Below are 24,892 nucleotides of genomic sequence, written 5' to 3' on the forward strand. Positions count from 1 at the left end.
TAGGTGGAGTTGTTGTTACATGAATTTGCACAACAAAACGGTGCTCATTACTGGCGTGGCGTCTGGTATTGGTTCGGAGGTAGCACGGTTGGCACGTTTTCACGGTGCCACGGTGATCGGTATCGATTGTCGACCAGTCACCATGACGTTGCATGGATTTTTCCATGCTGATCTTGGTGATCCTGCCTCCATTGATGCGTTAATCGCGCAGTTGCCCGAACGTATTGATGTGCTGGCTAATATTGCCGGTGTGCCGGGTACGGTGGCGGCTGACCTCGTTGCTAAGGTTAATTACTTGGGGTTGCGTCATTTGACTCAAGCCTTGCTGCCGCGCCTCGCGCCGGGAGGCAATGTCATCAACATGACTTCGCTTTTGGGTGCCGAATGGCCGCAACGCTTGGAGTTGCACAAACAATTAGCTGCCACCCCGGATTTCGCTGCGGGGCTGGATTGGTTGGTGGCGCATCCGGTGCCGGCTTCCATCTGCTATCAGTACTTTAAGGAAGCACTGATCGTCTGGACCATGCTGCGGTCGCGTGATTGGTTTGCTGGGCATGGAGTGCGAGTGAATAGTGTGGCACCTGGGCCGGTCTTTACTCCGATTTTGGGTGACTTTGTCAGCATGTTGGGTCCGGATCGGGTACAGGCTGATGCGAGCAAGATGAAGCGGCCTGCTTATGCGGATGAGGTTGCTGAGGCGGTGATCTTCCTGGCCTGTGATGCGGCCCGCTGGATCAACGGTGTCAATTTGCCGGTTGATGGTGGCTTGGCTGCCACGACGATTTGAATGTGTTGTCGATGATCCCTCTGGGCAGCGGTTATCTTGGGATACTGTGTTTCCCCCTTGGCCTTGCTTGGTCATGGACGTGATGTTTATGTTGCGGTGATGTGATCGTCCGGGCCTGGTGTGGCTCGGGCGTTGTATGTCGCTGTGGATGTGATGCGCTGGTGCAGGGTGGTCTGAGAAAAGGGATACGTGTTGGTGATGTCGCTGCCACTGCCGCGTTCAGGCCACACGGAAACCTAATGTGGCTTCGACGGCCTGTTTCCAGCCTGCGTATAGGTGCTCGCGTTGTTCCTTATCCATCTGTGGCTTGAAGCAGCGATTGATCGCCCAGTGTTGCGTCATCTCTTCGCGGCTGGACCAAAATCCGGTCGCAAGTCCAGCCAGGTAGGCGGCACCGAGTGCTGTGGTTTCGGCGATCTGCGAGCGCAGCACTGGCACGGCGAGGATATCGCTCTGGAATTGGGCCATGAAGTCGTTGGTGATGGCCGCGCCGTCAGTGCGTAGTTCTTTGAGTTCGATGTCTGCATCTGCCTGCATTGCGCTCAGGACGTCGCGGGTTTGGTAGGCCATTGATTCTAGTGCGGCGCGGACGAAGTGTTCTTTGGTGGTGCTGCGTGTCAGTCCGAACACTGCGCCGCGGACATCGCTACGCCAGTAGGGCGCACCCAGGCCAACGAAGGCCGGTACAACGTATACGCCGCCGTTGTCGCTGACACGGTCGGCGTAGGCTTGTGAATCGCTGGCTTTGCCGAACATGCGTAATCCATCGCGCAGCCATTGCACCACAGAGCCAGCGATGAAGATCGAGCCTTCTAGTGCGTACTCGATTTCTCCATTCAGGCCCCAAGCGATCGTAGTGAGTAGTCCATTTTGGGATTCCACGGCTTTTTTGCCGGTGTGCATGAGCATGAAACAGCCGGTGCCGTAGGTGTTTTTGGCCATGCCAGGTTCGAAACAGGCTTGGCCGAAGAGTGCGGCTTGCTGATCGCCGGCGATTCCGGCAATCGGTATCTGTTCTCCGTGGAAATACGGGGTTTGGGTGAGACCGTAAATTTCGCTGGATGAACGGACGTCCGGCAGGATCGCCGCTGGTATGTCTAGCATTGTCAGCAGGTCTGGATCCCAACGCAGGGCGTGGATGTCGTACAGCAGGGTGCGTGAGGCGTTGCTGTAATCGGTGACATGGACTTGGCCGCCGGTCAGGTTCCAGATGATCCAGGTGTCGATGGTGCCGAATGCCAGTTCTCCGCGCGCTGCTTGTGTATGTGCGTTTTCGACATGGTCCAGAATCCATTTCACCTTGGTGCCTGAAAAATAGGCGTCGATCAGGAGTCCGGTTTTGGCGTGAACCATATCTTGGTACCCGGCGGTCGTGAGTTGGTCGCAGATGTCCTTGGTTTGGCGTGATTGCCAAACGATTGCGTTGTAGATCGGTTGGCCGGTCTGACGATCCCAGATGACGGTTGTTTCGCGTTGGTTGGTAATACCGATTCCGGCGATGGCGCGCACGTCAATCTGGGTGTTGTTGAGCAGTTCGGTGATCGTGGTGTACACACTGGTCATGATGTCGCGCGGGTTGTGTTCGACCCAGCCAGGTTGGGGAAATATCTGGGTGAATTCCCGCTGTGCCATCCCGATGATGCGGCCTTTGTGGTCAAACAGAATGGCCCGGGAGCTGGTGGTGCCTTGGTCAATGGCCAGTATGTATTTTTTTTTCATCAGTGCAGTGTTTTCGATACGGACAGGGTGCGTGGTCTTGGTGAAGGGGAATGATTCAGGGATGCTTCCTGTGCAGCAGTATCGCGGCTTGTTGTTTGGCCTGTACCCGTGCCGGTAGGAATGGATAGATCAGGCATTGGAATGCGGTTGCACCCATCACGCCGCCGATCAGGGGGCCGATAATCGGAATCCACCAGTAGTGATCTTTTCCGGGGAATGCCGATTCACCCCAGCCCGCCAGAAAGGCGAACAGACGTGGGCCGAGATCGCGTGCTGGGTTGATGGCCCATCCTTCTAGGTAGCCCATGCAGGCACCGATGGTTGCTACGAGGAGTCCGATGACCAGTGCGCCGCTGTTGGCGGTGGGCGCTGCTTCGTTGAAGCGTTCGGTGATTGCGAAAATGCCGAAGACCAGGAATGCGGTCAGAATGATTTCATCACCGAGTGCGTGTATGGGGGTGATTGCCATCCCTGTGGAAGTGAAAAACACGCCAGCAGCCCCGCCAGCGTCTCGGGTGAGTTGGTGAATGTGGTTGTAGTAGTCGATGACAGGGCTATAGAGCTGGTACACAATCATTGCACCGATGAAGGCGCCGATGACTTGTGCTGCCCAGTACGGCAATACTTTTTTCCAAGGGAAGCCGCGGTAGAGCGCCAGTGCCAAGGTAACGGCCGGATTGGCATGGGTTCCGGAAACCGAAGCGGTGACGTAGATGGCGATTGTCACCGCCAATCCCCAGCAGATACATAGGCCCCAGTAGGCGTTTTGATAAGGACTGGGGTCGTAAAGGATGTACATTGCGGCCGCAGATTCGCCCAATGCGATGATGATGAACATTGCGATTGCTTCGGAAATTAATTCGCCAAACATCTTTCGGTTCATTGCGGTGTTCCTTCAGGCAGGGGGCAGGGGGATTGAGTGCATTTATCTCCATTCCGTGGTGGCTGAAACGTCTTAGCTTCAGGGGCAGTGCAATTGATGTTTTGGAGCTGGCAGGATCATTGTGTTGTTGTGTCCGCGTGATCAGGGATGCGTGAGCAGGAGCGTAGATAGTCTTCAAGGCGCTGTGTGCCATGCGCATCTAAATGCAGGCCGAGTTTGCTGCGGCGCCAGAGGATGTCTTCGGCACTGCATGCCCATTCGTGGGTGCGCAGGTAGTCTACTTCGGCTTGATACAGGTCGGCGCCAAAGTGAATTCCCAGGGTGTGTAGGTTGGTGGCATTGCCGAGCAGCGTTTCGGCATAGGTGCCGTAGTTGTGTATCAGGCGTTGCGCAGTGGCAGTAGGTAACCATGGGCGGTGTTGGCGCAGTGTGTTTTGTAGCGCTGCGATGTCGTGGTGTTCGCCGCCAGGCAGGGGTGGCCCATTGGCAGTCCAGGCACGGTAGGGGTGGTCCAATGCTACGCATAGCTGGTTCACTGCTTCTTCGGAAAGCTTGCGATAGGTGGTGAGTTTGCCACCAAACACGTTGAGTAATGGTGCGCTGTTTCCAAGTATTTCTAATTGGTAATCACGAGTGACTTTCGATGCATTGTTGTGTCCATCGTTCAGTAGGGGACGGACTCCGCTGTAGCTCCAGAGGACGTCTTCCGGTGTGATTTGTTGTCTGAAATACGAATTGACTGCATTGCACAGGTACATGGTTTCGGCAGCGTCAATGTGTGGATTTGCCGGATCAGCTACGTAGTCGACGTCGGTAGTGCCAATCAGTGTGAAATGTTGTTCGTAAGGAATGGCAAAGACGATGCGTCTGTCTGGTTGTTGGAAGATATAGGCATGCTCATGTTCAAACAGACGGGGTACTACAATGTGGCTGCCTTTCACCAGACGCAGTGTGTGCTGATGTGGCTGTTGAGCGATGTGATCCAGAAACGTGACGGCCCAGGGGCCGGCGGCATTGACGATGGCCCGTGTACGAATTTGTTGCTGTCTTCCTTGAGCGTCTTCCAGTTCAGTCAACCAATGTGCGCCGTCACGGCGCGTTCTCACGCAGCGGGTGCGGGTGAGGATACGTGCGCCACGTTGTGCTGCATCCATTGCATTCAGCACGACCAGCCGTGCGTCTTGGACCTGGGCGTCGCAATACATGAAGCCGGTGTGCAGCTCCTGTTTGAGTGGTTGCCCAGCGGGATGTTGGGCCAAGTTCAAGCGACGTGAGCGAGGCAGGGTGCGTCGACTAAAGCCAAGGTGGTCGTACAGCAGCAAGCCCGCGCGGATTATCCAGGTGGGGCGCAGATGGGGTTGGTGCGGGAGGATAAAATGCAGTGGCCTGACAATGTGCGGTGCTTGGCGTAGCAAGATTTCGCGTTCGGCCAATGCTTTGCTGACTAACGCAAATTCGTAATATTCCAAGTAGCGCAGCCCGCCGTGAATCAGTTTGGTGCTGGCGCTGGAGGTGTGGGAGGCCAGGTCGTGTTGTTCGCACAGACACACTGAGAGGTGACGTCCGGCGGCATCACGGGCAATGCCGGTGCCGTTGATACCGCCACCGACCACCAGTAGGTCGAAATTGTGAATGGTCATGGATCTACTTCAGTCAGCGATATGAACTCGGTTTAAAAGAGTTCTTCATGTGATGCTGACAATATCTCGGATTGACCTTGAGGAATGCGTGTTGTTTTGAAGTTTGTGCAGCGTTGCTTTTTAATGACCTTTGATGTTGTTGGTGTTGTCATTGGGCAGAGTGGTCTTTAAATGAGGATATATGGTGGGGAAAGCTGCTGTGTAGCGTGTGCTGTATGGCCAAGCGCTGTAGCTTGATAGGCTGCTTCGACTGGATTGCCCGCAAGTTTTTCAGCGGCTGGAATATTGGTTTGCATGTTCTGGGATTCGGTTGAGGGGTGTCCTTCGTTTATCCATTTGTGATGGCTGTTTTATCGTTGGTATGGGGTGTCTGTATTACTCATTGTCTGGTTGCACGTGATCCATAGATATATAGGCAATGGCGTGTTGTGTCGGTGAACGTGTTGTGTCTGGTTGCTGTGTCATTGTTGTTGACCACTGGATGCCGCAGCATCGTATTACAGCAACGTCGATGTGTCCGGGCTGGGATACGGCTGTCTGCTGTTGTCGCGTGCGCTGTACCATTGATTCCAACTTGGCGTTGGTGTGGTTGTTGTTTGTCTGAGTGGAGTTGTCTCTGCCGGTCAGGTCCGGATATGGAGTTGCCGCATCGTGCTGTGATTCAAAAAATTTTTGAGTCAGATCGTTGTGTTGGATGTTTTCCAAGATGAGTGTATGGCTGGACTTGCTGGGGCTGAAGCGCTAGCGTGGCTCGGTTTTTTGCGGATTACGTGGGTTTTGGATGAATAACGATATTTCTCCCCGTCAACTTACCTTCCGTGCTGTGGTGCTCGCGGTTGTGTTGGCGGTTGTGCTGTCTGCGGCTAACGCGTATCTGGGGTTGTTTGCCGGTTTGACCATTGCGACAGCAATCCCGGCGGCGGTGGTATCGATGGGGGTGCTGCGTGTATTGGGTGGCAGTTCGATCTTGGAAAACAATATTGTCCAGACCGGCGCTTCGGCTGGTTCGTCGGTTGCTGCTGGGGTGATCTTCACTATTCCGGCGTTGGTCATCATGGGGTACTGGCCGGACTTTAAATACTGGTGGGTGCTTGGTATTGCGGGTCTGGGTGGTTTGCTGGGTGTGCTGTTTTCGGTGCCATTACGGCGTTCGATGATTGTCGAGGAGCCGCTGCCGTTCCCTGAAGGCAAGGCCGCGGCCGAGGTGTTGAAGGCGGGTGAGAATCCTGGGCCAGGGCTTAAAATTTTGGCGCTGTCTGGCGGGATAGGTGCTTTAGTGAAGTTAGCTGCTGCCAGTGGTTTGAAGTTGATTCCAGATACTTGGTCGCAGGCGGCCTATCTGGGGAGCAGCAAGGTGGTGGGGTATATCGGTACCAATTTGTCGCCTGCACTGCTGGGGGTTGGTTACATTGTGGGTCTGAATGTGGGGATTGTGGTGTTGTCAGGTTCAATTCTGTCTTGGCATGTGGCCATTCCGCTCTATCAGCAGTTTTTCATGGGGAGTGATCCGGAGTTGGCACAGCGTCTGGCGACGGTGACGGCTGCCGAAGCGGCGTTTAGTGTCTGGGGGGAAAAGATCCGTTATCTCGGTGTGGGTACGATGCTGATTGGCGGTGTATGGACGCTGTTTTCACTGCGTAAGTCGTTGCTGAGGGGGATTAAAAGCGGTTTTGCTGCGGCGCGTAAGGGGGGCGGTCAGGTGGTGTCACATACCGAGCGCGATTTGCCGATGACGTGGATGTTGGTGGCGCTGGCGGTGTTTACGTTGCCGTTGCTGCTGTTGTATCAGTCGATCGTGCAGCAATGGCAGGTGTCGGTGCCGATGACGATGATTATGATCGTGGCTGGTTTTTTGTTTGTGTCGGTATCGGGATATTTGGCTGGCATGGTGGGTTCTTCTAATAATCCAGTGTCTGGTATCACGATTTCTACGATCTTGTTTGCTTCTGCGGTATTGGTCTTGCTGCTGGGCCGCAATGGGTTGGTGCCGATCGGGAGTGGTGGTGCGCCGTTGGGTGCCGTGGCTGCGATTATGATTGGTGCGGTGGTGTGCTGTGCGGCAGCGGTGGGCGGGGATAATTTGCAGGATCTCAAGGCAGGTTATTTGGTGGGTGCTACGCCGTGGAAGCAACAGGTGATGATGGGGATTGGCACGTTCTCGTGTGCTCTGATCATGGCACCGGTGCTGAATTTGTTGGCACATGCGTATGGGATTGGTCCAGCGACACCGCAGCATCCGAATGCGCTGAGTGCTCCGCAGGCAACGTTGATGGCGTCGGTGGCGCGTGGTCTGTTTGGCGGCCAGTTACCATGGACGATGATTGGGGCGGGTGTGTTGATTGGCGCTTTCATCATTGGGATTGATGAGTGGCTCAAGGTGCGTGGTGCACGTTTCCGTGTTCCGGTGCTGGCCGCAGCGATTGGTATCTATTTGCCGTTGGAGTTGATGGTGCCAATTTTCTTGGGGGGTGTGTTGTCATATGGTGTGGAGCGTGCTCACAAGGTGCGTCGCGGTGATGAGGCTGAGCGTGACCGTTTGCATCGTCCCGGAGTGCTGTTTTCTGCGGGTTTGATTACAGGGGAGGCACTGATGGGGATTTTGATTGCAGTACCAATCGTGATTTCTGGTCATCCTGATGTGCTGGCATTACCTGAGGCTTTCCAGTGCAATCAGTGGTTTGGGTTGGCGGTATTGGCGTTTGTGGGATGGCTGTTGTATCGGGTGAGTAAGCGTCGTGTGTAGGTGCAGTGCTCTGTTGGTTGTGATGTTTGAAGTATTTAGGTGTGTGCAGTGGAACAGAAGGTACTTTTGTTGAAATACAACCGCGTTCTGTACTGCACTACTGCTGCGTATTTCATCGGGAATTTTCTGCATCAGTTACTTAGCGTTTGCTGCGGCAGTGTCGGTGAATGGCGTTGCTGCATGGAGTGAAATAGGGATCACGCTCTGTCGTTCTTTCGGGTTTATGCTGATGTTGTTTTGCATCGCATGCATCTTGGGTGATGCACAGGCGGTGTGCGTATTGGGGTGTGTCTTTGCGTCTTGTTGGTAGTTGTTGGTAGATCGGACTACTATCGCCGCTTTCCCATTGCGAGAGCGTTGATGAAGCTTCGTTATGCTTTGCCGCTGTGTTTGTTGTTTGTTTTGCCCGTACTTGCCGCGGCCCGCGGTTTTGATGTGCGCGATATGGTGGCCTTAGATCGAGTGTCCTCGCCAGAGTTGAGTCCTGATGGTGCTGTGCTGGTGTTTGCTAAACGCCAGATGGACGCTAAGAACATCAAGGCCAGTACCAGTGTGTGGGTGAAATGGTTGCAGGCAGGTGCACCGGCTGCGCCAGTGCGTCTTACTCCCTTGGGATGGGATGTGAGTGCACCGGCTTTTTCCCGTGATGGGAAGGCTGTGTATTTTCTCAGTGCCAAGTCGGGAAGTAATCAGTTGTACGTGTTGCCGGTGAGTGGCGGGACGCCGCGGCAGTTAACCAATCTGGCTGTGGATATTGATAGTTATAAGCTTTCTCCGCAGGGTGATCGCGTTGTGTTCAGTGCCAGTGTGTTTCAGGTTTGTGGTTCAGATCTGAGTTGTACTAAGCGGAAGTTGGATGAGAAGGAAAACTCCAAGGCCAGTGGTGTGGTGTTTGAACAGTTGTTTGTACGCCATTGGGATACTTGGAATGATGGGCGCCGTAACACGCTGTTCATTGCGTCGTTGCCGAGGGGTCGTGCCAAGCCGGTGAGTGCTGTGTCGGCGATGAGTGCAATGCTTGATGGGGATGTTCCGTCAAAGCCGTTCGGTGGTGCCGATCACTTTGTGTGGTCACCAGATGGACACAGTGTGGTGGCAAGTATCCGTGTGGCCGGTCGTCAAGAACCTTGGTCGACTAACTTTGATTTGTATCGCTTTGATGTGTCTGGCCATGATACGCCGGTCAATTTGACAGTGGCCAATCCAGCGTGGGATGCAACGCCGATGTTCAGTGCTGATGGCAAGATGTTGTATTACCGCGCGATGCGGCGTCCTGGTTTTGAGGCGGATCGTTTCGGGCTGATGGAAATGGAGGTGCAGAGCGGTAAGGTGCGTGAGATTGCTCCGCATTGGGATCGTTCTGCCGATGAAATTGCACTTTCAGCCGATGGTAAGGCGCTGTATGTCAATGCCGATGATCATGGGGAGCATCCTTTGTTTAAGGTCGACATTGTTTCGGGCAAGGTAGAGAAGTGGGTGGGTGAAGGCAGTGTGCATGCGCCGGTGTTGGCTGGTGGGAAGTTGGCTTTCGCTCGTAATTCTCTCAAGAGCGCTGACCAGATCTTCGTGACGGATGCGGTGGCACGGGAGCCGTTGCAGGCGATCACTTCGGCAACCGGGGAGGTACTCCAGCAGGTACGTTTAGGTGATTTCGAGCAGTTTAGTTTCAAAGGCTGGAATGATGAGACGGTGTATGGTTATGTGGTCAAACCGTATGATTATCAGCCGGGTAAAAAGTATCCGGTGGCTTTCCTGATTCATGGTGGTCCACAGGGTAGTTTTGGAAACAGTTGGGGCTACCGTTGGAATCCGCAAACCTATGCGGGCCAGGGGTATGCGGTGGTGATGATCGATTTCCACGGCTCCACGGGGTATGGCCAGGCGTTTACCGACGCCATCAGTCAGCACTGGGGAGATCGTCCGCTGGAAGATTTGCAAAAAGGCTGGGCCGCAGCGCAGCAGCAGTACCCATTTCTTAACGGTGATAAGGCCTGTGCATTAGGTGCCAGTTATGGCGGCTATATGGTGTATTGGATCGCCGGTCATTGGAATCAACCGTGGAAATGCTTGGTTGATCATGATGGTGTGTTTGATAACCGGATGATGGGTTATGCCACAGAGGAGTTGTGGTTCAGTGAGTGGGAAAACGGTGGAACGCCGTGGGAGAATCCTGCTGGCTATGAGCAATTCAATCCGGTGTTGCATGTTGACAAGTGGCGGGTGCCGATGTTGGTGATTCACGGCCAGAAGGATTTCCGCATTCCTGTTGAGCAGGGGTTGGCTGCGTTTGGGGCATTACAGCGTAAGGGCATTGAGTCCAAGTTGCTGTACTTCCATGATGAGAATCATTGGGTGCTTAACCCTCAGAACAGTATTCAATGGCATGACACGGTGAATGCTTGGCTCAAGAAGTACATTGGTCAATGACACGTTGGGTGACGATGTAGGTACCCAGAGCATGAAGCAGGTAGTCGAGAGTGAGTGATCAGGTATTCCAGTATCAGCAGTGTGGGCGGCTCCGTCATGGTCAGCGTGCTTTTTCTTGAGGTGATCAGCGGGTAGGCGGCCAATGTTGTAGTCAGAAAGCTGGGTAGAAGCGATGTGGTTTGCTACTAGTGATATTGACGTGGGTACGTTTCTTCTTGCTGTGCATTGCCTGCTGCGACGTACGCTCCTCTGAAAGCAGGTTTGCGGTTTGTGAGGCAGGGTGTCTCTGCCTCACAAGTGCGGACTTTACTGCTGCGCCTGGCGTTGAGTCACTGTTACCGTAGTTATCACTGTAGTCGTCAGGCTAACGAGTAGTGTTAGCGCCGTAACGGCTATCACTGCCACTGCCGTAATTGACGCCGCCGCTGTTTTGACCGTTGCCACTGCTGTAACCACCACCACTACCCTGACCGCTGCCGTAACCGCTGCCGTAACCGCTGCCGTAACCGCTGCCGTAACCGCTGCCGTAACTACTGCCGTAACTACTGCCGTAACTACTGCCGCCGCCGCCGCCACCACCGCCGCCACCGCCACCACCACCGCCACCACCACCGCCACCACCACCACTAGGGTGACTGTAGCTCCAGCTGCCACTGCCACTTTCACTCCAGCTGCCTTCGCCTGAATGGCTGTCACCATGGCTGTCGCTATTGCCGTTTGTTTCCTTTTGTTCCGAGATGTGATTGATCAGAGAGTGTTGCTGGTTGTGCTGGAGGTTATTTATTTGCAGGTGTTCTTGTGTTGTGAATTTGTACAGCTTTCCGGTGTTGTGAGTGAATGTTGCACCTACGTACAGCGCATCATTGGTCATCACAGGGGCGCTGATGATTGATGCGTGGGTATCGAACGACCACAGTATTTTCCCGGTGTTTGCTTCCAGCATGGTGATTTTGCCGTTGGGGGAGGTGGTGTAGATGATGTCCGGTGATGATGCGATTCCACCTCCGGTATTGAGTTTGGCGTTGATAGGTTTGTTTCCATGCACTTTCGTATTCCAGAGTATTGTTCCGGTCTTTGCATCCAACGCTGTTAAGTAATAGCCATTGTGTATCTGTGCGTTGTTGGCGTTGGATATGACGTAGATTTGTGATTTGTAAGGATTGAAGGAGCTTGCAACAATGCGGTTTGTGCTCCCTGGGGTGATGTCAGTTGACCATAGGATAGTGCCGTTGTTTGCGTCCAACACTTGATAGTGGCCTTGTGCCTCTGGGATAGCCACGACGTCTCGTGTTGTGCCATTGATGTTCAATGTGAATAAAATGGCGCCGTTTTTATTGGCGTTGTCGGTATTGGGATCCGTTGATTCTTTCAGGCTCTGCTTCAACAGCAATGCGCCATTTTTCATGTCCAATACCAGTAAGGTGTCGGTGTGGTTGTGCAATGGCGATGCTTGGCCGCTGTTGCTTGTTAGGGCATAGAGACGTTTTTTTGATGGGTTAATGGTGAGGGGACCATTAATCACAGCGCCGTTTGGAACGCTGTTGGATTGCCACAGCGGTTGACCAGTCTTTAGATCCAGTGCTGCGATGTTGCTTTGTGATTTTCCGGAGTAGACGCCGACGTAGACTCGATCTTCGTAGATAGTTGGTGGGGAAGTGATTTTTGCGTTTAGGTTGGGTTCAATCGTGGTTTTCCATAGCAGTGTCCCGGAGGTTTTGTTCAATGCAAGTAAAGTGCCGCTGTTTTGGTCGCCGACGACGATACTTTGGGGAGCAATCGCTGTGCTTTTAAGTGAGAGTGAATGAGGGTTTCCGGTGTAGTTGGAGAGTGGAATCGACCAGAGGAGGCTGCCTGTCTGGGCATCGATCTTGTTTAATGTACCGTTGGAGCTTGATACGTATAGGGAATGATTGTCGATGGTTGAGGATGCTGGGAGTCCGCCCTGTGTGGACAGGCTCCATTGCATTTGCAGTTGTGTGATGTTGCTTGAATCAATCAGCCATCCATCCGGTTGAAAATTGGTGTTCAGCAGGCCTCCACCAGCAGTAAGCCAGGAGTCTCCGGTGGGGAAAGCAGTGTTTAGGTTGGATTGGATGATGTGGTTCGAGAGGGAATTTTGTGTAGCAAGCAGGGAGCAGGGGGGGGCGATTAGCAGGAGGGGTAACATTACGGTAGTAAGTCTGCTTAATCTAAACCTGTGTCGTTGTATTTTCATAATTTTATTCATTCTCATGTTAATAAATACGGTTGAAGTTGGATTCCCCCCCCCTCCTCCCCACGGTGTCCATAAATTCAAGATAAACAGGTAGAGCGATCTGATGCCAGCAGGCGATTAGGTGTTGTTTATGTAACATTTTGGATAGTGAAATTTCTCGATAAATAATACGTGTGTGCGATCACGTTTTATCGTTTATTTATTGATAAATAATGAGATGTAATTCTAATTATTCGGAGAATTTGATTATTTTTATCGAGCAGATCGATAGATAAAATTTTTATGAGAAATTGCTTACTTTTTTTGTCGCGATGCTAGTTTGAAAGTCTCATGTATTTTTAATTTATTTTTGAGGTTTCTAGTTGTGAGATTATGAGAAAATTAATGTAATGATTTAATGTAGATTTATTTTGCGTAGGGTGGTTTTTTGATTGAATTTCAATAAATACCCATGAAATTTTAGTTCTTATTGGCTAGCTTCCATGGGTTAATTAAAAGGTCGTGCATTTTCGTAATGATGTATTGAGGAAGTTAATTTATTTTCAGATAAGTTGGATTCAATGTTGATGATGACTTCATCTTCCTTCTTATTGCTGTGTGAATAATCATTGTTTACTAATAATACTTTAGCTTTATATTCGCATTTTATTTTTTCTTCGGAATGGGTGCATTTATTAAAACCAAGTTTTTCTAAGCATTTTTCTGATGTGCATTGATTGGATAATATATGTTGACTTAAAGAGTTGCTTAAGCTTTTCATTGAAAAATCTAAATCTTTTCCTTTCGCCCATGACATAGATACGAGTGTCTGTAGGGTAGATTTTGAAATAGCATCCGCTTGATAGTCGACACCAACTTTTGTTTCATTTGATATTATCATGAAATAGGAGATGGTGGCCGTGATAAAAAATATGATGACCGGAATTTTTCTTTTTAATGAGAATTTTTTCTTCATGGCTCTTTCTTCCATTCTGAATGTGTGAAAATATTCACTTCAAGCAACTCTAATGTTCCGTAATTAATATTCATTTTGAGATGATGATCTCTGTTAATGATTCTCTATTGATTGTAATCCACTGATGGCTTCTAACTATTAATGATTTTGAAATAACTTTATTTTAACCATTTGAGTTTTCTTTTTTGCGGTAATTATATAAATGTATTGTGTGGATATTTGAATGGTTTATGTGTTATGTAATGGTGATGATGTGAGAATTTATAAAAAGAATTTCTTTGCAATTAAAAATAATTAAATAAATTGAATTAATAAGCTTGAGTAATATTGGTGGGGTATATCTTTAGATTGGTATGGTTTTTTATGTATTGAATACCAATCTTAACCAGTGTTGCTTAGATGTTCGTACAGGATGGTGCTGCCGACGATGATGAGGATGATGCCGCCGACAATCTCAGCACGGTTGCCTACAAATGTGCCTAGGACACGCCCTAGCATTACACCGAAGATCACCATGGTGAATGTGCATAGGCCGATTACCGCGGCGACGATGCCAATATGTATATCCAGGAACGCCATACTGATTCCAATTGCGGCTGCATCAATGCTGGTTGCTAGAGCCGTGGCGGCTAGGGTCAGCCATCTACTGTTACGATTGTGGGTATCTGCATTGTCTTTGCAGGTGTTGCCATTGTTTTTGAGTCCGTTAACGATCATGTGTATACCCAGGCCGCCGAGGAGGCCGAAGGCGATCCAGTGATCGAAGGTGGCGATATAGTGCGATGCAACTTGACCAAGTAGCCAACCTGCGATTGGAGTGGCGGTTTCGATCACGCCGAAAATCACCGCAACGTACAGTGCATCGCGCAGGCGGGGTTTACCAATTGCCGCACCTTTGCCGATTGCAGCGGCAAAAGCGTCTGTCGACATTGCAATACCGATTAATAGGGTTGTAATAGGGGACATGGGGATTTCTCGTGGGTCGGGCGCTGAGCAACGGTCCGTGTTCACGCCCAACCAGCATTGCGTACACGAGCCGTTGGTCTCGCCAAACCACGATGGTTGCTGCGCCACGGATATGTACCGAGTGTGTTGACGCGAGCGCTTCCAGATGTGTGGAAGCAGGCTACTCCCCAAGGGGAAGGCAGTGTAGCAGTGCGGTCGTGGTAATCAATGTTTTCGATGAAATGTGAATCTTGATCTGACTTTTATATATAGCTGGGGCTATGCGTTTTGATGTGAGAGAGGGTTACGGCGCTGTTAGAACGTTACGCAGCCATGTGAAATGAGGGCATTTGTGTGGTTGTGATGTGGGTGCAATTGGGGTGTTATGTTTGTGGGTTGATTCATTTCTTAGTGCGGTGTCTTTATTAGGTAGTGGTGTTTTTTTCATACTTTTATAGCTATAGCGATGCTGTGGACGATCGTATCTTGATGCGTTATTTGGTGAAGGTGTCTGTCTCTGCGATGGGGATGCAAAGATAATGAGATGGTGTAAGGGGAGATGTTGGGAGGTTTATTCTGGGATGAGGACATGGTGTATGACCCCATCCCGGGTGGGGCTTGTGTGTCAGTGTTTCAGTCGTTCGTTGAGCAATAAGTCGACGATAGACGGATCAGCTAGTGTGGAGGTGTCACCGAGTTGGTCTGGTGCGTTTTCTGCAATTTTGCGCAGGATGCGGCGCATGATCTTTCCGGAGCGGGTTTTGGGGAGGTTGGATGCCCATTGCACGTGATCGGGTATGGCGATTGCTCCGATTTCTTTGCGTACCCAGGTGAGCAGTTCTTGGTGCAGTGCTTCGCTGGGTGTCTCGCCGGTAATTAATGTCACGTATGCGTAGATGCCCTGGCCTTTGATCGGGTGAGGGAAGCCGACGACCGCGGCTTCAGCCACTTTGGGGTGAGCGACGAGTGTGCTTTCGATTTCGGCGGTGCCGATGCGATGGCCGGAGATGTTGATGACGTCATCAACACGTCCAGTGATCCAGTAATAGCCGTCGGCATCGCGGCGGCAGCCGTCGCCGGTGAAGTAAGTATTGGGGTAGGTGCGAAAGTAAGTGTCTATAAAACGTTGGTGGTCACCGTAGAGGGTACGCATTTGACCCGGCCAGGAATCGAGCAGGACTAGGTTACCTGCTGCGGGGCCATCCAGTGTTTGTCCGTTGGTATCCACTAGGGCGGGGCGTATGCCGAAGAAGGGGAGGGTGACTGAGCCTGGTTTAAGGTCGGTTGCACCGATCAGTGGGGTGATGAGGATTCCTCCTGTCTCGGTTTGCCACCAGGTGTCGACAATGGGACAACGTCCGTTGCCAACGATGGTGTAGTACCAGTGCCAGGCTTCGGGGTTGATGGGTTCGCCAACGCTGCCAAGTAACCGCAAGCTTTTGCGGGAGGTTTTTTTTACAGGAGTGTCGCCTTCGCGCATCAATGCACGGATTGCGGTCGGCGCGGTGTAGAAGAGGGTGACGTGATGTTTGTCGATCACTTCCCAGAAGCGCGACACGGTTGGGTAGTGGGGGGTGCCTTCAAACAGCAAGACGGTGGTGCCATTGGCTAGGGGGCCGTAAACGATGTAGCTGTGACCAGTAATCCAGCCGATGTCGGCAGTGCACCAGTAGATGTCGTTTTCGCGTAGGTCAAACACGGTTTCATGAGTGTAGCTGGTGTACACCAGGTAGCCGCCGGTGGTGTGCAGGACTCCTTTGGGTTTGCCTGTGGAGCCGGAGGTATAGAGGATGAAAAGGGAGTCTTCAGCGTTCATGCGTTCTGGGGCGCATTCGGTTGCTTGGATGTCGACGAGGTCATGGAACCAGCGGTCGCGCGGGGTATGCATGTTGATCGTACTGCCGGTGTGACGCACGACGAGTACGGTTTCGACGGACTGGGTTCCGTGGATTTTTAATGCGGCATCGACATTGGCTTTCAATGGAATTTTTCTGCCACCACGCAGGCCTTCATCTGCGGTGATGATGAGTTTGCTACCGCAGTCATTCACTCGGTCGGCAATGGAGTTTGCTGCAAAACCGCCGAAGACGACGGAGTGGATTGCTCCAATGCGTGCGCAAGCGAGGATGGCGACGACTGCATCTGGAATCATTGGTAAGTAGATGGTGACGCGGTCGCCCTTTTCGATGCCGAGGTGACGCAGTGCGTTACCGAGTTGGCAGACGCGCTCGTATAGTTCACGGTAGGTGATGCGTGAGGATGGGGCGTCTGGGGCGTCAGGTTCAAACAGGAGTGCTGTTTTGTCGCCACGTAAGGTGAGATGGCGGTCCAGGCAGTTGACGCTGGCATTGAGTTCACCGTCTTCGAACCAACGGATGTGAACATCTTCCAGTTGGTAGCTGACATTTTTGATTTTGGTCGGCGCTTTAAACCACTCCAGGCGCTGTGAGACTTTGTTCCAGAATGCTTCTGGTTGTTCGATGGATTCGTGGTAAAGTGTTTTGTAGTGCGCACGGTCTATGTGCGCATCTTTGGCCAACATCGGATCAATGGTGTACAGGTCAGACATGGGATTCTCAGTTGTGTTGTCAATGCGATGGGAATGGGCTGGCGTTCTGGTGCCGGCTTACAGGTGTGCAGTGTGCCGTATCGTTTCCACACTGTTACACGGGTGTATGGCGATGACTAATAAATCCAAATCTGGTTAAGGTTCAGGTGAACAATTTCAGTATGTGTTGTCATGCTTGCAGTCGTTGTTGTGCTTTTTTGTTGTTAATTCTTATTGCTTCATGGCTTTTGTAGTACGAAATAGATGTGTAATGCGTGACTCAATGCATCTTTTGACGCTGATGCATTGTTCTAGGTAGTTTTGAGGCCCCTATGTGCCGGATTATTTCTATGATTTAGGGAGAACCGGCATCATTATTTTGGAGAGAGTATGCATGAACGTTTCTAATGGCGATTTAATCGTCGAGAAGATTGTTGCTAATCGTAAATATCATGCTTTGAAGCGGCAACGTAATGTGCTGAGTTGGTTGCTAACTTTATTGATGCTGGTTGTTTATTTTGGTTTTATCGGTCTCATTGCTTTCAACAAGGCGTTTCTTGCTGTGCCGCTCGCTAGCGGGGTCACGACACGCGGTATTCCGATTGCAATTGGGGTGATGCTGTTCGCCATTATTGTTACTGCGGTTTATGTTTTTTTTTCCAACATTGTCTACGACAAATTAAGTCGTAACATTCTTGAGGATGCCTGTAAATGAACATAGGCAGGCATCTTTTGTTGGTGTTGTTTGGGTGGTTGCCGGTGAGATTGGGGTTTGCTGCAGATGCGATAAGTGTTGTCGATAAGCAGCCGGTAAATTGGGTGGCGATCACCATGTTCGCTGTTTTTGTGCTGATTACGTTATGGATCACTCAGTGGGCCGCGAAGAAGACGCGATCATCTGCGGACTTTTATACGGCTGGGGGGACAGTCACCGGTTTCCAAAATGGTTTAGCGATTGCCGGTGACTACGTGTCCGCTGCTTCGTTTCTTGGTATTACTTCGGCAGTGATGGCCAATGGCTATGATGGAATGCTCTATGCAATTGGCTTTTTAGTTGGTTGGCCGATTCTGACTTTTTTGATTGCTGAGCGGCTGCGCAATCTTGGCAAATATACTTTTGCTGATGTGGTGGCTTACCGTTTTGCGGCGACGTCAGTTCGGTTGTTTGCTTCCGTTAGTACGTTGGTGGTGGTGTTGTGTTATCTGATTGCACAGATGGTTGGGGCCGGTGCGCTGATTAGGTTGTTGTTTGGTTTAGATTATTGGGTTGCAATGGTGCTGGTTGGCGGACTGATGATGGTGTACGTGTTGTTTGGTGGGATGGCTGCAACCACCTGGGTACAGATTATTAAGGCGGTGCTGTTGCTGATTGGTGCGACTTTCATGGCAGTCATGATCATGCGCAGGTTCGGTTTTAATTTTGAGGGGTTGTTTGCGAGTGCGGTGGAGGTCAAGACTCAAATTGCGATGGCGGGCGGTAAATCTGGGGAGGAGGCTAAAGCGTTAGGGCTATCGATCATGGCGCCGGGTAGTTTTATCAAGGATCCAATTTCGGCGATTTCATTAGGCATCGCATTGGTATTCGGTACTGCGGGGTTACCACATATTTTAATGCGCTTCTTCACCGTGCCTGACGCCAGACAGGCGCGTCATTCGGTGTTGTGGGCGATTACCTGGATCGGTTATTGCTACATCTTGATGTTTATCATTGGATTCGGTGCGATTGTGCTTGTGTTAGCGAATCCGCAGTATGCCGATATCGCTTCTGGCACCATCCGCGGTGGTCAGGGTGCAGCCAATATGGCTGCGGTGCTTGTCGCCAAAGTAGTCGGGGGTAATGTGTTCATGGGGTTTGTCTCTGCTGTGGCATTTGCGACGATTCTGGCGGTGGTAGCAGGGTTGGCGTTGTCTGGTGCATCGGCGGTGTCACATGATGTGTATGCGATGGTGATTAAGCAGGGTAAGCCATCTTCGGATACTGAGTTGTTGGTCTCGCGTGTGACCACGGCAGTATTAGGTGTGGTTGCGGTGTTGCTGGGGATCGTGTTTCAGAAGCAGAATGTTGCGTTCATGGTGTCATTAGCATTTGCGATTGCAGCGTCGGCTAATTTCCCTGTACTGGTTCTGTCGCTGTTTTGGAAGAATTGTACGACGAGGGGTGCGGTAATCGGTGGTTTTCTCGGTTTGATTTCTTCGTTGGTGTTGACGGTGTTATCACCTTCGGTGTGGGTCGATACGTTGGGTCATTCGGTGGATTCGGTGCGATTCCCTTACACGTCGCCGGCATTGTTTTCCATGACCATAGGGTTTGTCGGTATTTGGTTGTTTTCGGTGCTGGATCGTAGTGGCCGGGCGGCGAAGGAGCGCGTTGCGTTTAAGGCGCAGCAGGTACGTGCTGAAACTGGATTAGGTGCTTCCAAAATGTCACCCAATTGATTCGCTTAGCATTAAAAGATGTACGGCGTTGGAGTGTCTGCGACCTTGTGTACGGATTGTTTGGGTTAGGAGTTGGTGTCGATTGATGCGAGTCGTTGGCGGCTGTATTTGAAGTATTAATGGAGCATTGTTGCGGAAAATGGAGGACGAGTTAGATGTCTGGATGTTTATCAATCAATGTGGATTGATGGTTTAATTCTGCTGTATTGCTGTATTGCTGTATTGCTGTATTGCTGTATTGCTGTATTGCTGTATTGCTGTATTGCTGTATTGCTGTACAAGCAGCATTTTTCAATGAACACAAATCGGACAGTGTGAGTGTGTGATGTTCAGTGGATGGCATCAATCCGATAGGGGTCGTATCGAGTGTGTGAAGGTTCTTAACATGAGAGTCGCAGTGGATTGGATTTTGAATGCGTTGTTGTGAGTGGTTTTGAAATATCAGTTGACGTTAGGGGTGTTTGAAGGGTGTTTGGCGACGTCAGGATATGCGGGGGATGTGTCTAACATTTTCTGAAGTGTTGTTGTTTTTGAGATTCCGGTGTTGCGCAGTAGGTAAGTCATCAATGTCATCTTTATGCTTCACTAGATTGCTTGCTCGGGTCCATTATGGGGAGGACAATGGTGGTTCCGTTGGAATGCCAAGACGATGATTGATTTCACTTGTTATCCACGTTTGTCGCGTATCCAAACTCCAGAGGATCTCCGCGCTTTTCAGGAGTCGGAGTTGCGTGCGGTTGCCGATGAGTTGCGGAATTATCTGATCGAATCAGTAGGCCTCAGTGGTGGTCACTTTGCTGCTGGGTTGGGTGTGGTCGAATTGACGATCGCTTTGCATTATTTGTACTGCACTCCTATTGATCAGCTTGTCTGGGACGTGGGTCATCAAACGTATCCGCATAAGATATTGACCGGTCGCCGTGACAAGATTAGTACGGTTAAGCATCAAGGTGGTTTGGCACCGTTTCCTAAGCGTGAGGAGAGTATCTATGACACGTTCGGTGTCGGTCATTCTTCTACTTCTATTTCAGCTGCGCTTGGGATGGCGATTGTGGCGCAGCGTAATGGGGATGAGCGTAAGGTGGTGGCCATCATCGGCGATGGTGCGATGACAGCGGGGATGGCTTATGAGGCGCTTAATCATGCTGGCGGGATGAGTCCTGCACCGAATCTTCTTGTGATTCTTAACGACAATCGTATGTCGATTTCCGAAGCGGTCGGTGGGCTTACCAAGATGCTTGGTCGTGCGACTGGCAGCAAAGCATTGAATGCGATCCGTGAGGGTGGCAAGAGAATTTTTGGGGATAAGAAAACCAATGCAACTGCGCGTTTTTTACGTCGTTGGGAGGAGCATTGGAAGGGGATGTTTGTGCCGTCGACGTTGTTCGAAGAGATGGGGTTCCATTATACCGGCCCGATTGATGGCCATGATTTGCCGGCCCTTCTTGGTGCGTTGAAGACGTTGCGTACGTTGAAGGGTCCACAGTTGTTGCATGTGATCACAACCAAAGGGAAGGGGTATGAGCTGGCTGAGGGAGACCAGATTGGTTACCACGCCGTCGCCCCGTTTGATCCGCAAAAGGGTCTGATTAAGGCGGGAGCAAAGAAGCAAACATATACGGACGTGTTTAGTGAGTGGTTGTGTGATATGGCAGCGGTGGAACCACGTTTGCTGGCTATTACACCGGCGATGCGTGAGGGATCGGGGTTGGTGCGTTTTAGTCAGGAGTATCCGCAGCGTTATTTTGATGTGGCCATTGCTGAGCAGCACGCGATAACGTTGGCGGCTGGTATGGCGACTCAAGGTGCTAAGCCTGTGGTGGCGATTTACTCGACCTTTTTGCAGCGTGGTTACGATCAATTGGTTCACGATGTTGCGTTGCAGAAGTTGGATGTGCTTTTTGCAGTAGATCGCGGTGGTGTGGTTGGTCCAGATGGTGCGACGCATGCGGGTAATTTGGATCTCAGTTTCCTGCGTTGCGTGCCAAACATGATGTTGATGGCTCCTGCCGATGAGGCAGAGTGCCGGAAGATGTTGAGTACCGGTTTCCACTATTCTGGGCCAGTAGCGGTGCGTTATCCGCGTGGGACGGGTCCTGGGGTGGTTCCGTCCGCTGAGTTGGATGTGTTGCCGGTTGGTGTGGCGCAGTTACGTCATTCTGGTACACGGATCGCTCTACTTGGTTTTGGGGTGTGCGTTGCTCCTGCTGAACAGGTGGGGCGTAGGCTTGGTTTGACTGTGGTCAATATGCGTTTTATCAAACCGTTGGATCGAACGTTGCTGTTGGAGTTGGCGCGTACTCACGAAGTGTTTGTCACGATTGAAGATAATGTAGTTGCTGGCGGAGCTGGCTCAGGGGTTGCGGAATTACTTAACGCTGAAGGCATCGTTTTGCCGATTGTGCATCTTGGTCTTCCAGATGCGTTCCAGCAGCACGCTTCCCGTGAGGATTTACTGGCTGAGGCGGGTATTGATGCGGCTGGTGTGTACGCTGCGCTGTTAAGTCGTTGGCCTGATTTGGCGGTGCAGAACCATCCGCTGAGTGCGGTGAGTTGAGCTCAGTACTGTTTCTGTTTCATCTTCTGTAATTGAGCTGTACGACGATCATTAATATCTGGTCATGCAGGCGTGTCCCGCAGGGTGGTTGTGTGAGTGCATCGCTGCTGCGCTGTGGTTGTGCGGGGAGATCCGCGCAGCGTTGCGGTGATTGGAAATTTACGGTGATGTGTCCTGGTGTCTGAATGCAGCGATCATTTCCCACGACTTCAGGCCGCGGCCGCCCAGGTGGTGTAACAGGACTGCACGCATGCTGCGGCGTAGGCCAGCCAAATCATTGGTATTTGGTATTTGCTTGTGCGCTAATGCCAGGAGTACGTGTCCGGTGGCAGTGTCGCGTCGCTCAGCGTTGTTGTGTTCGCTGAGTAGAAGGCGTGGCCCTTCTAATGGATCAAGAACATAGCGGGCGGCGGGGTCAAGTGGTGTACCGTTTGCATCGCATTCTAGGTTGAAGCCAACGCCTAGTGTTTCGAGTATGTCGAGTTCAAAAAGGCGAAGTGACCAGGCTAAGGAATCATTGGTGCGTAGGCGTTCCCGTGTCTGTGAATAGGCAAGATACAGTTCGTTGACTGGGGCGTGGCGTGGCACTAAGCGCAATAGCAATTCGTTAATGTAGAAACTGGCTAACATGGTTTCGCCTTTGAGGCGTGGGGCAGTGTCCAGTGCTTCGGCTTGGCGTAATTGGCCAAGTTCGCCACGTTGTATCGCACTGAATCGGATCCACTGTAGCGGTTGCAACGCTGCACGTAATGTTTGTTTTTTCAGTCCTTGTACACCACGTGCGATCAAGCCAAGACGCCCATATGCCTGGGTCAGTACTTCGACCAGTAAACTGGTTTCGCGCCAGGGACGTACATGCAGGACGAAGGCGACTTCATGTTCGATCAGCATGGAAAGATCAGGAATAGAAAGGGGATGCCCGGGCAGTGATTGGGATCTTGCAGCTTTGTTTAGATGCGATTGTAAGCACTGTCATCGCGTATGCAGGCATGGATGCGTTTTGTGATTTCAGGATGCGATTAGGTATCCGGGGGAGTGTAAAACGGAATGATGAGCCACATTGGGTCAATTCAAACTGTTGTTTGTTGCGATGGGGTTATTCGTAGCCGAATGTTTTTAGTGCTGCTTCATTATTGGACCAGTCTTTACGGACACGTACCCATGTTTCTAGGAATACTTTGGTTTGGAATAAGCGTTCCATCTGTTGTCTTGCTTTAACGCCAATCTCTTTGAGCCGGACACCGCCTTTGCCGATGACGATTGCTTTTTGACTTTCGCGTTCAACCCAGATGAGTGCACCAATGCGAAATAATCCGGTATTTTCAGTGAAGTACTCGATCTCTACGGTGGTTGCGTAGGGCAATTCTTTACCCAGTTGGCGCATGACTTGTTCGCGGACGAGTTCGCTGGCCAGGAAACGCTGGCTTCGGTCGGTGATCTCGTCTTCGCTGAACATGGGGCCACCTTCGGGCAACAGTGCGAGTAGGTCGCTCACCAGTGTTTTCAGTCCCTTCCGTTTCAGTGCTGAAACTGGATGTATTGTGGCGAAGGTATGGTTTTCATTGATGTGTGTGAGGAAGGGTAACAATGCGCTCTTGTCTTTAAAGCGGTCAATTTTGTTGATGACGAGTACGACAGGAATACCCGTGTCATTGAGTAGGTTGTAAGCCAGGGTGTCTTCTTCATTCCAGTGTGTGGATTCGGTTACTAACAGTGCTGCATCCACGTCTTCGAGCGAGCCGCGTGCGGTTCTGTTCATGAGCCGGTTCATTGGATGCTTTTGTTCACGGTGTAAGCCTGGTGTATCGACCAGGATGATTTGGCCCTCAGGAAAGGTTGCGATGCCAAGTAACCGGTGCCGGGTCGTTTGCGGACGGTTGGAGACGATGCTGATTTTCGTTCCGACCAGTGCATTGGTCAGTGTGGACTTGCCGACGTTGGGGCGGCCTATCACGGCGATGCGGCCGCAACGATACGGGACAGTCTGAGTCACTTGTTTGAATCCAGTTGGTCGATGGCGTGAGAGGCAGCGTCTTGCTCGGCGAGACGGCGTGAGCTGCCTTCGCCTTCGGTGCGCAGTTTTAGTTCACCCAGAGTGCAACTCACTCGGAAGTGCTTGGTATGAGGATCGCCGCTCTCGAAGATCAATTCATACACGGGTAATGACCACTGGCGTGCTTGTAGCCATTCTTGGAGTCGAGTTTTCGGGTCTTTTTCGGGTTTGCCAACAGGCAATGCGGTGAGTGCTGTTTCAAACCACGGTAACACCACAGTACGGCACGTTGCTAAATCGGCGTCGAGATAAATGGCTGCAATCACTGCTTCTACTGCATCGGCGAGGATGGAGTCGCGGCGGTGTCCTCCAGATTTGAGTTCACCTGGTCCAAGGATGAGTTGCTCCCCTAATTGCATGGTGCGTGCAATCGAGGCCAGAGATGTTTCACGCACTAGTTCGGAACGGGCACGGGTTAATGCTCCTTCGTCAGCACGTGGCCAGCGTTGGAAAAGCGCTTCGGCGATCAGCAAGTTAACCACGCTGTCGCCGAGGAACTCCAGGCGCTCATTGTGCGGGGTGCCGGCACTACGGTGACGCAGTGCTTGCAGCAGCAGAGATGGATCGGTAAACACATAGCCGATCCGCTGTTGGTAATCGCTGGCCTTACTTGATATCACGTGATGTCAAGTCCTGCTCGCTATCGAATGTGCCGACCAGGTCCATATTCCCAATCCGCTTGCGGAGGATTTCAAAGTTGACCTTCATTTTCCAGCCATCTCTGATTTTTTCAAACTTGATGTTTTCTTTTTTCACATTGTCAAAAGAGTCAATATTGATGCGTTTTAGGAACAATTCCTCGATCGTGGATGGATCTAGATCGCTGTTGCCAAGCTCTTTTTTCAAGCTCTTCATAGCAGTCTGGAGGGAGTAGTATTTCTGGTACACCAGAAAGGCATGGATAGCGAAATGTACTGTAAAAAATATGATGATCGTAAAAATTAAGGTGGATCTCAGTGTGATTCCATATTGCGTGCGTTTCAC

At 51.3% G+C, this 24,892-nt stretch carries 18 protein-coding genes; 6 read left to right on the forward strand and 12 right to left on the reverse strand.

The genetic code is table 11. The annotated features are described in order from the left end of the window. The first annotated feature begins 19 nt into the window (after positions 1-19). A complete protein-coding gene (locus F7G16_RS05570; RefSeq protein ID WP_011098042.1) occupies positions 20-787 on the forward strand; it encodes a coniferyl-alcohol dehydrogenase in 768 nt (255 codons plus the stop codon). 219 nt (positions 788-1,006) lie between these two features. Here the strand turns inward: F7G16_RS05570 and glpK are convergent, their stop codons facing one another. The 4 genes from glpK to F7G16_RS11925 form a co-directional block, all read right to left on the reverse strand. After that, positions 1,007-2,506, reverse strand: coding sequence for a glycerol kinase GlpK (glpK, locus tag F7G16_RS05575; protein ID WP_004088276.1), 1,500 nt, complete (start codon positions 2,504-2,506; stop codon positions 1,007-1,009). A gap of 55 nt (positions 2,507-2,561) precedes the next feature. After that, on the reverse strand, positions 2,562-3,389 hold the full coding sequence (locus F7G16_RS05580; RefSeq protein ID WP_004088277.1) for an MIP/aquaporin family protein: 828 nt from the start codon (positions 3,387-3,389) through the stop codon (positions 2,562-2,564). A 116-nt stretch (positions 3,390-3,505) separates the two neighbouring features. After that, the gene (glpD, locus tag F7G16_RS05585) at positions 3,506-5,029 is read right to left on the reverse strand and encodes a glycerol-3-phosphate dehydrogenase (RefSeq protein ID WP_004088278.1); all 1,524 of its coding nucleotides are present in this window, start codon (positions 5,027-5,029) and stop codon (positions 3,506-3,508) included. A 375-nt stretch (positions 5,030-5,404) separates the two neighbouring features. Beyond that, on the reverse strand, positions 5,405-5,734 hold the full coding sequence (locus tag F7G16_RS11925; protein WP_172632645.1) for a hypothetical protein: 330 nt from the start codon (positions 5,732-5,734) through the stop codon (positions 5,405-5,407). Between the two features lie 76 nt (positions 5,735-5,810). Between F7G16_RS11925 and F7G16_RS05595 the strand changes: the two genes are divergently transcribed. Beyond that, positions 5,811-7,772 (forward strand): OPT family oligopeptide transporter, encoded by a 1,962-nt coding sequence (locus F7G16_RS05595; protein WP_004088280.1) that lies wholly within the window; start codon positions 5,811-5,813, stop codon positions 7,770-7,772. Positions 7,773-8,045: 273 nt separating this feature from the next. Next, positions 8,046-10,199, forward strand: coding sequence for a S9 family peptidase (locus tag F7G16_RS05600; protein WP_370447388.1), 2,154 nt, complete (start codon positions 8,046-8,048; stop codon positions 10,197-10,199). A 364-nt stretch (positions 10,200-10,563) separates the two neighbouring features. On the opposite strand, the gene F7G16_RS12540 is transcribed toward F7G16_RS05600, so the two are convergent. The 4 genes from F7G16_RS12540 to acs all read right to left on the reverse strand — a co-directional run bounded on the left by F7G16_RS12540 (position 10,564) and on the right by acs (position 16,883). Further along, the gene (locus tag F7G16_RS12540; protein ID WP_072866348.1) at positions 10,564-12,165 is read right to left on the reverse strand and encodes an outer membrane protein assembly factor BamB; all 1,602 of its coding nucleotides are present in this window, start codon (positions 12,163-12,165) and stop codon (positions 10,564-10,566) included. 736 nt (positions 12,166-12,901) lie between these two features. Further along, positions 12,902-13,369: a hypothetical protein gene (locus tag F7G16_RS12140; RefSeq protein WP_012382662.1), complete on the reverse strand. Its 468-nt coding sequence runs from the start codon at positions 13,367-13,369 to the stop codon at positions 12,902-12,904. A gap of 381 nt (positions 13,370-13,750) precedes the next feature. Next, complete coding sequence (locus F7G16_RS05615) at positions 13,751-14,335, reverse strand: manganese efflux pump MntP (protein WP_004088284.1); 585 nt, start codon at positions 14,333-14,335, stop codon at positions 13,751-13,753. Between the two features lie 604 nt (positions 14,336-14,939). Further along, complete coding sequence (gene acs / locus F7G16_RS05620; RefSeq protein WP_004088285.1) at positions 14,940-16,883, reverse strand: acetate--CoA ligase; 1,944 nt, start codon at positions 16,881-16,883, stop codon at positions 14,940-14,942. A 373-nt stretch (positions 16,884-17,256) separates the two neighbouring features. Here acs and F7G16_RS05625 point away from each other — a divergent pair, with 373 nt between their 5' ends. The 3 genes from F7G16_RS05625 to dxs all read left to right on the forward strand — a co-directional run bounded on the left by F7G16_RS05625 (position 17,257) and on the right by dxs (position 21,855). Beyond that, complete coding sequence (locus F7G16_RS05625; protein WP_004088286.1) at positions 17,257-17,577, forward strand: DUF485 domain-containing protein; 321 nt, start codon at positions 17,257-17,259, stop codon at positions 17,575-17,577. After that, entirely contained in the window at positions 17,574-19,298 is a 1,725-nt protein-coding gene (locus F7G16_RS05630; protein ID WP_004088287.1) for a cation acetate symporter, read from the forward strand. The genes F7G16_RS05625 and F7G16_RS05630 overlap by 4 nt, the downstream gene beginning before the upstream one ends. A 649-nt stretch (positions 19,299-19,947) precedes the next feature. After that, on the forward strand, positions 19,948-21,855 hold the full coding sequence (gene dxs / locus F7G16_RS05635) for a 1-deoxy-D-xylulose-5-phosphate synthase (protein ID WP_004088288.1): 1,908 nt from the start codon (positions 19,948-19,950) through the stop codon (positions 21,853-21,855). Positions 21,856-22,014: 159 nt separating this feature from the next. On the opposite strand, the gene recO is transcribed toward dxs, so the two are convergent. From recO to F7G16_RS05655, 4 genes are all read right to left on the reverse strand, one after another. Then, a complete protein-coding gene (gene recO / locus F7G16_RS05640) occupies positions 22,015-22,746 on the reverse strand; it encodes a DNA repair protein RecO (protein WP_004088289.1) in 732 nt (243 codons plus the stop codon). Positions 22,747-22,951: 205 nt separating this feature from the next. Continuing rightward, a complete protein-coding gene (gene era, locus F7G16_RS05645) occupies positions 22,952-23,848 on the reverse strand; it encodes a GTPase Era (RefSeq protein ID WP_011098038.1) in 897 nt (298 codons plus the stop codon). Further along, entirely contained in the window at positions 23,845-24,528 is a 684-nt protein-coding gene (gene rnc, locus F7G16_RS05650) for a ribonuclease III (RefSeq protein ID WP_004088291.1), read from the reverse strand. Before rnc ends, era begins: the two co-directional genes overlap by 4 nt. Then, a complete protein-coding gene (locus F7G16_RS05655; protein WP_004083430.1) occupies positions 24,515-24,892 on the reverse strand; it encodes a DUF4845 domain-containing protein in 378 nt (125 codons plus the stop codon). Before F7G16_RS05655 ends, rnc begins: the two co-directional genes overlap by 14 nt.

The organism is Xylella fastidiosa, assembly GCF_011801475.1.
GTDB classification, from domain to species: domain Bacteria; phylum Pseudomonadota; class Gammaproteobacteria; order Xanthomonadales; family Xanthomonadaceae; genus Xylella; species Xylella fastidiosa.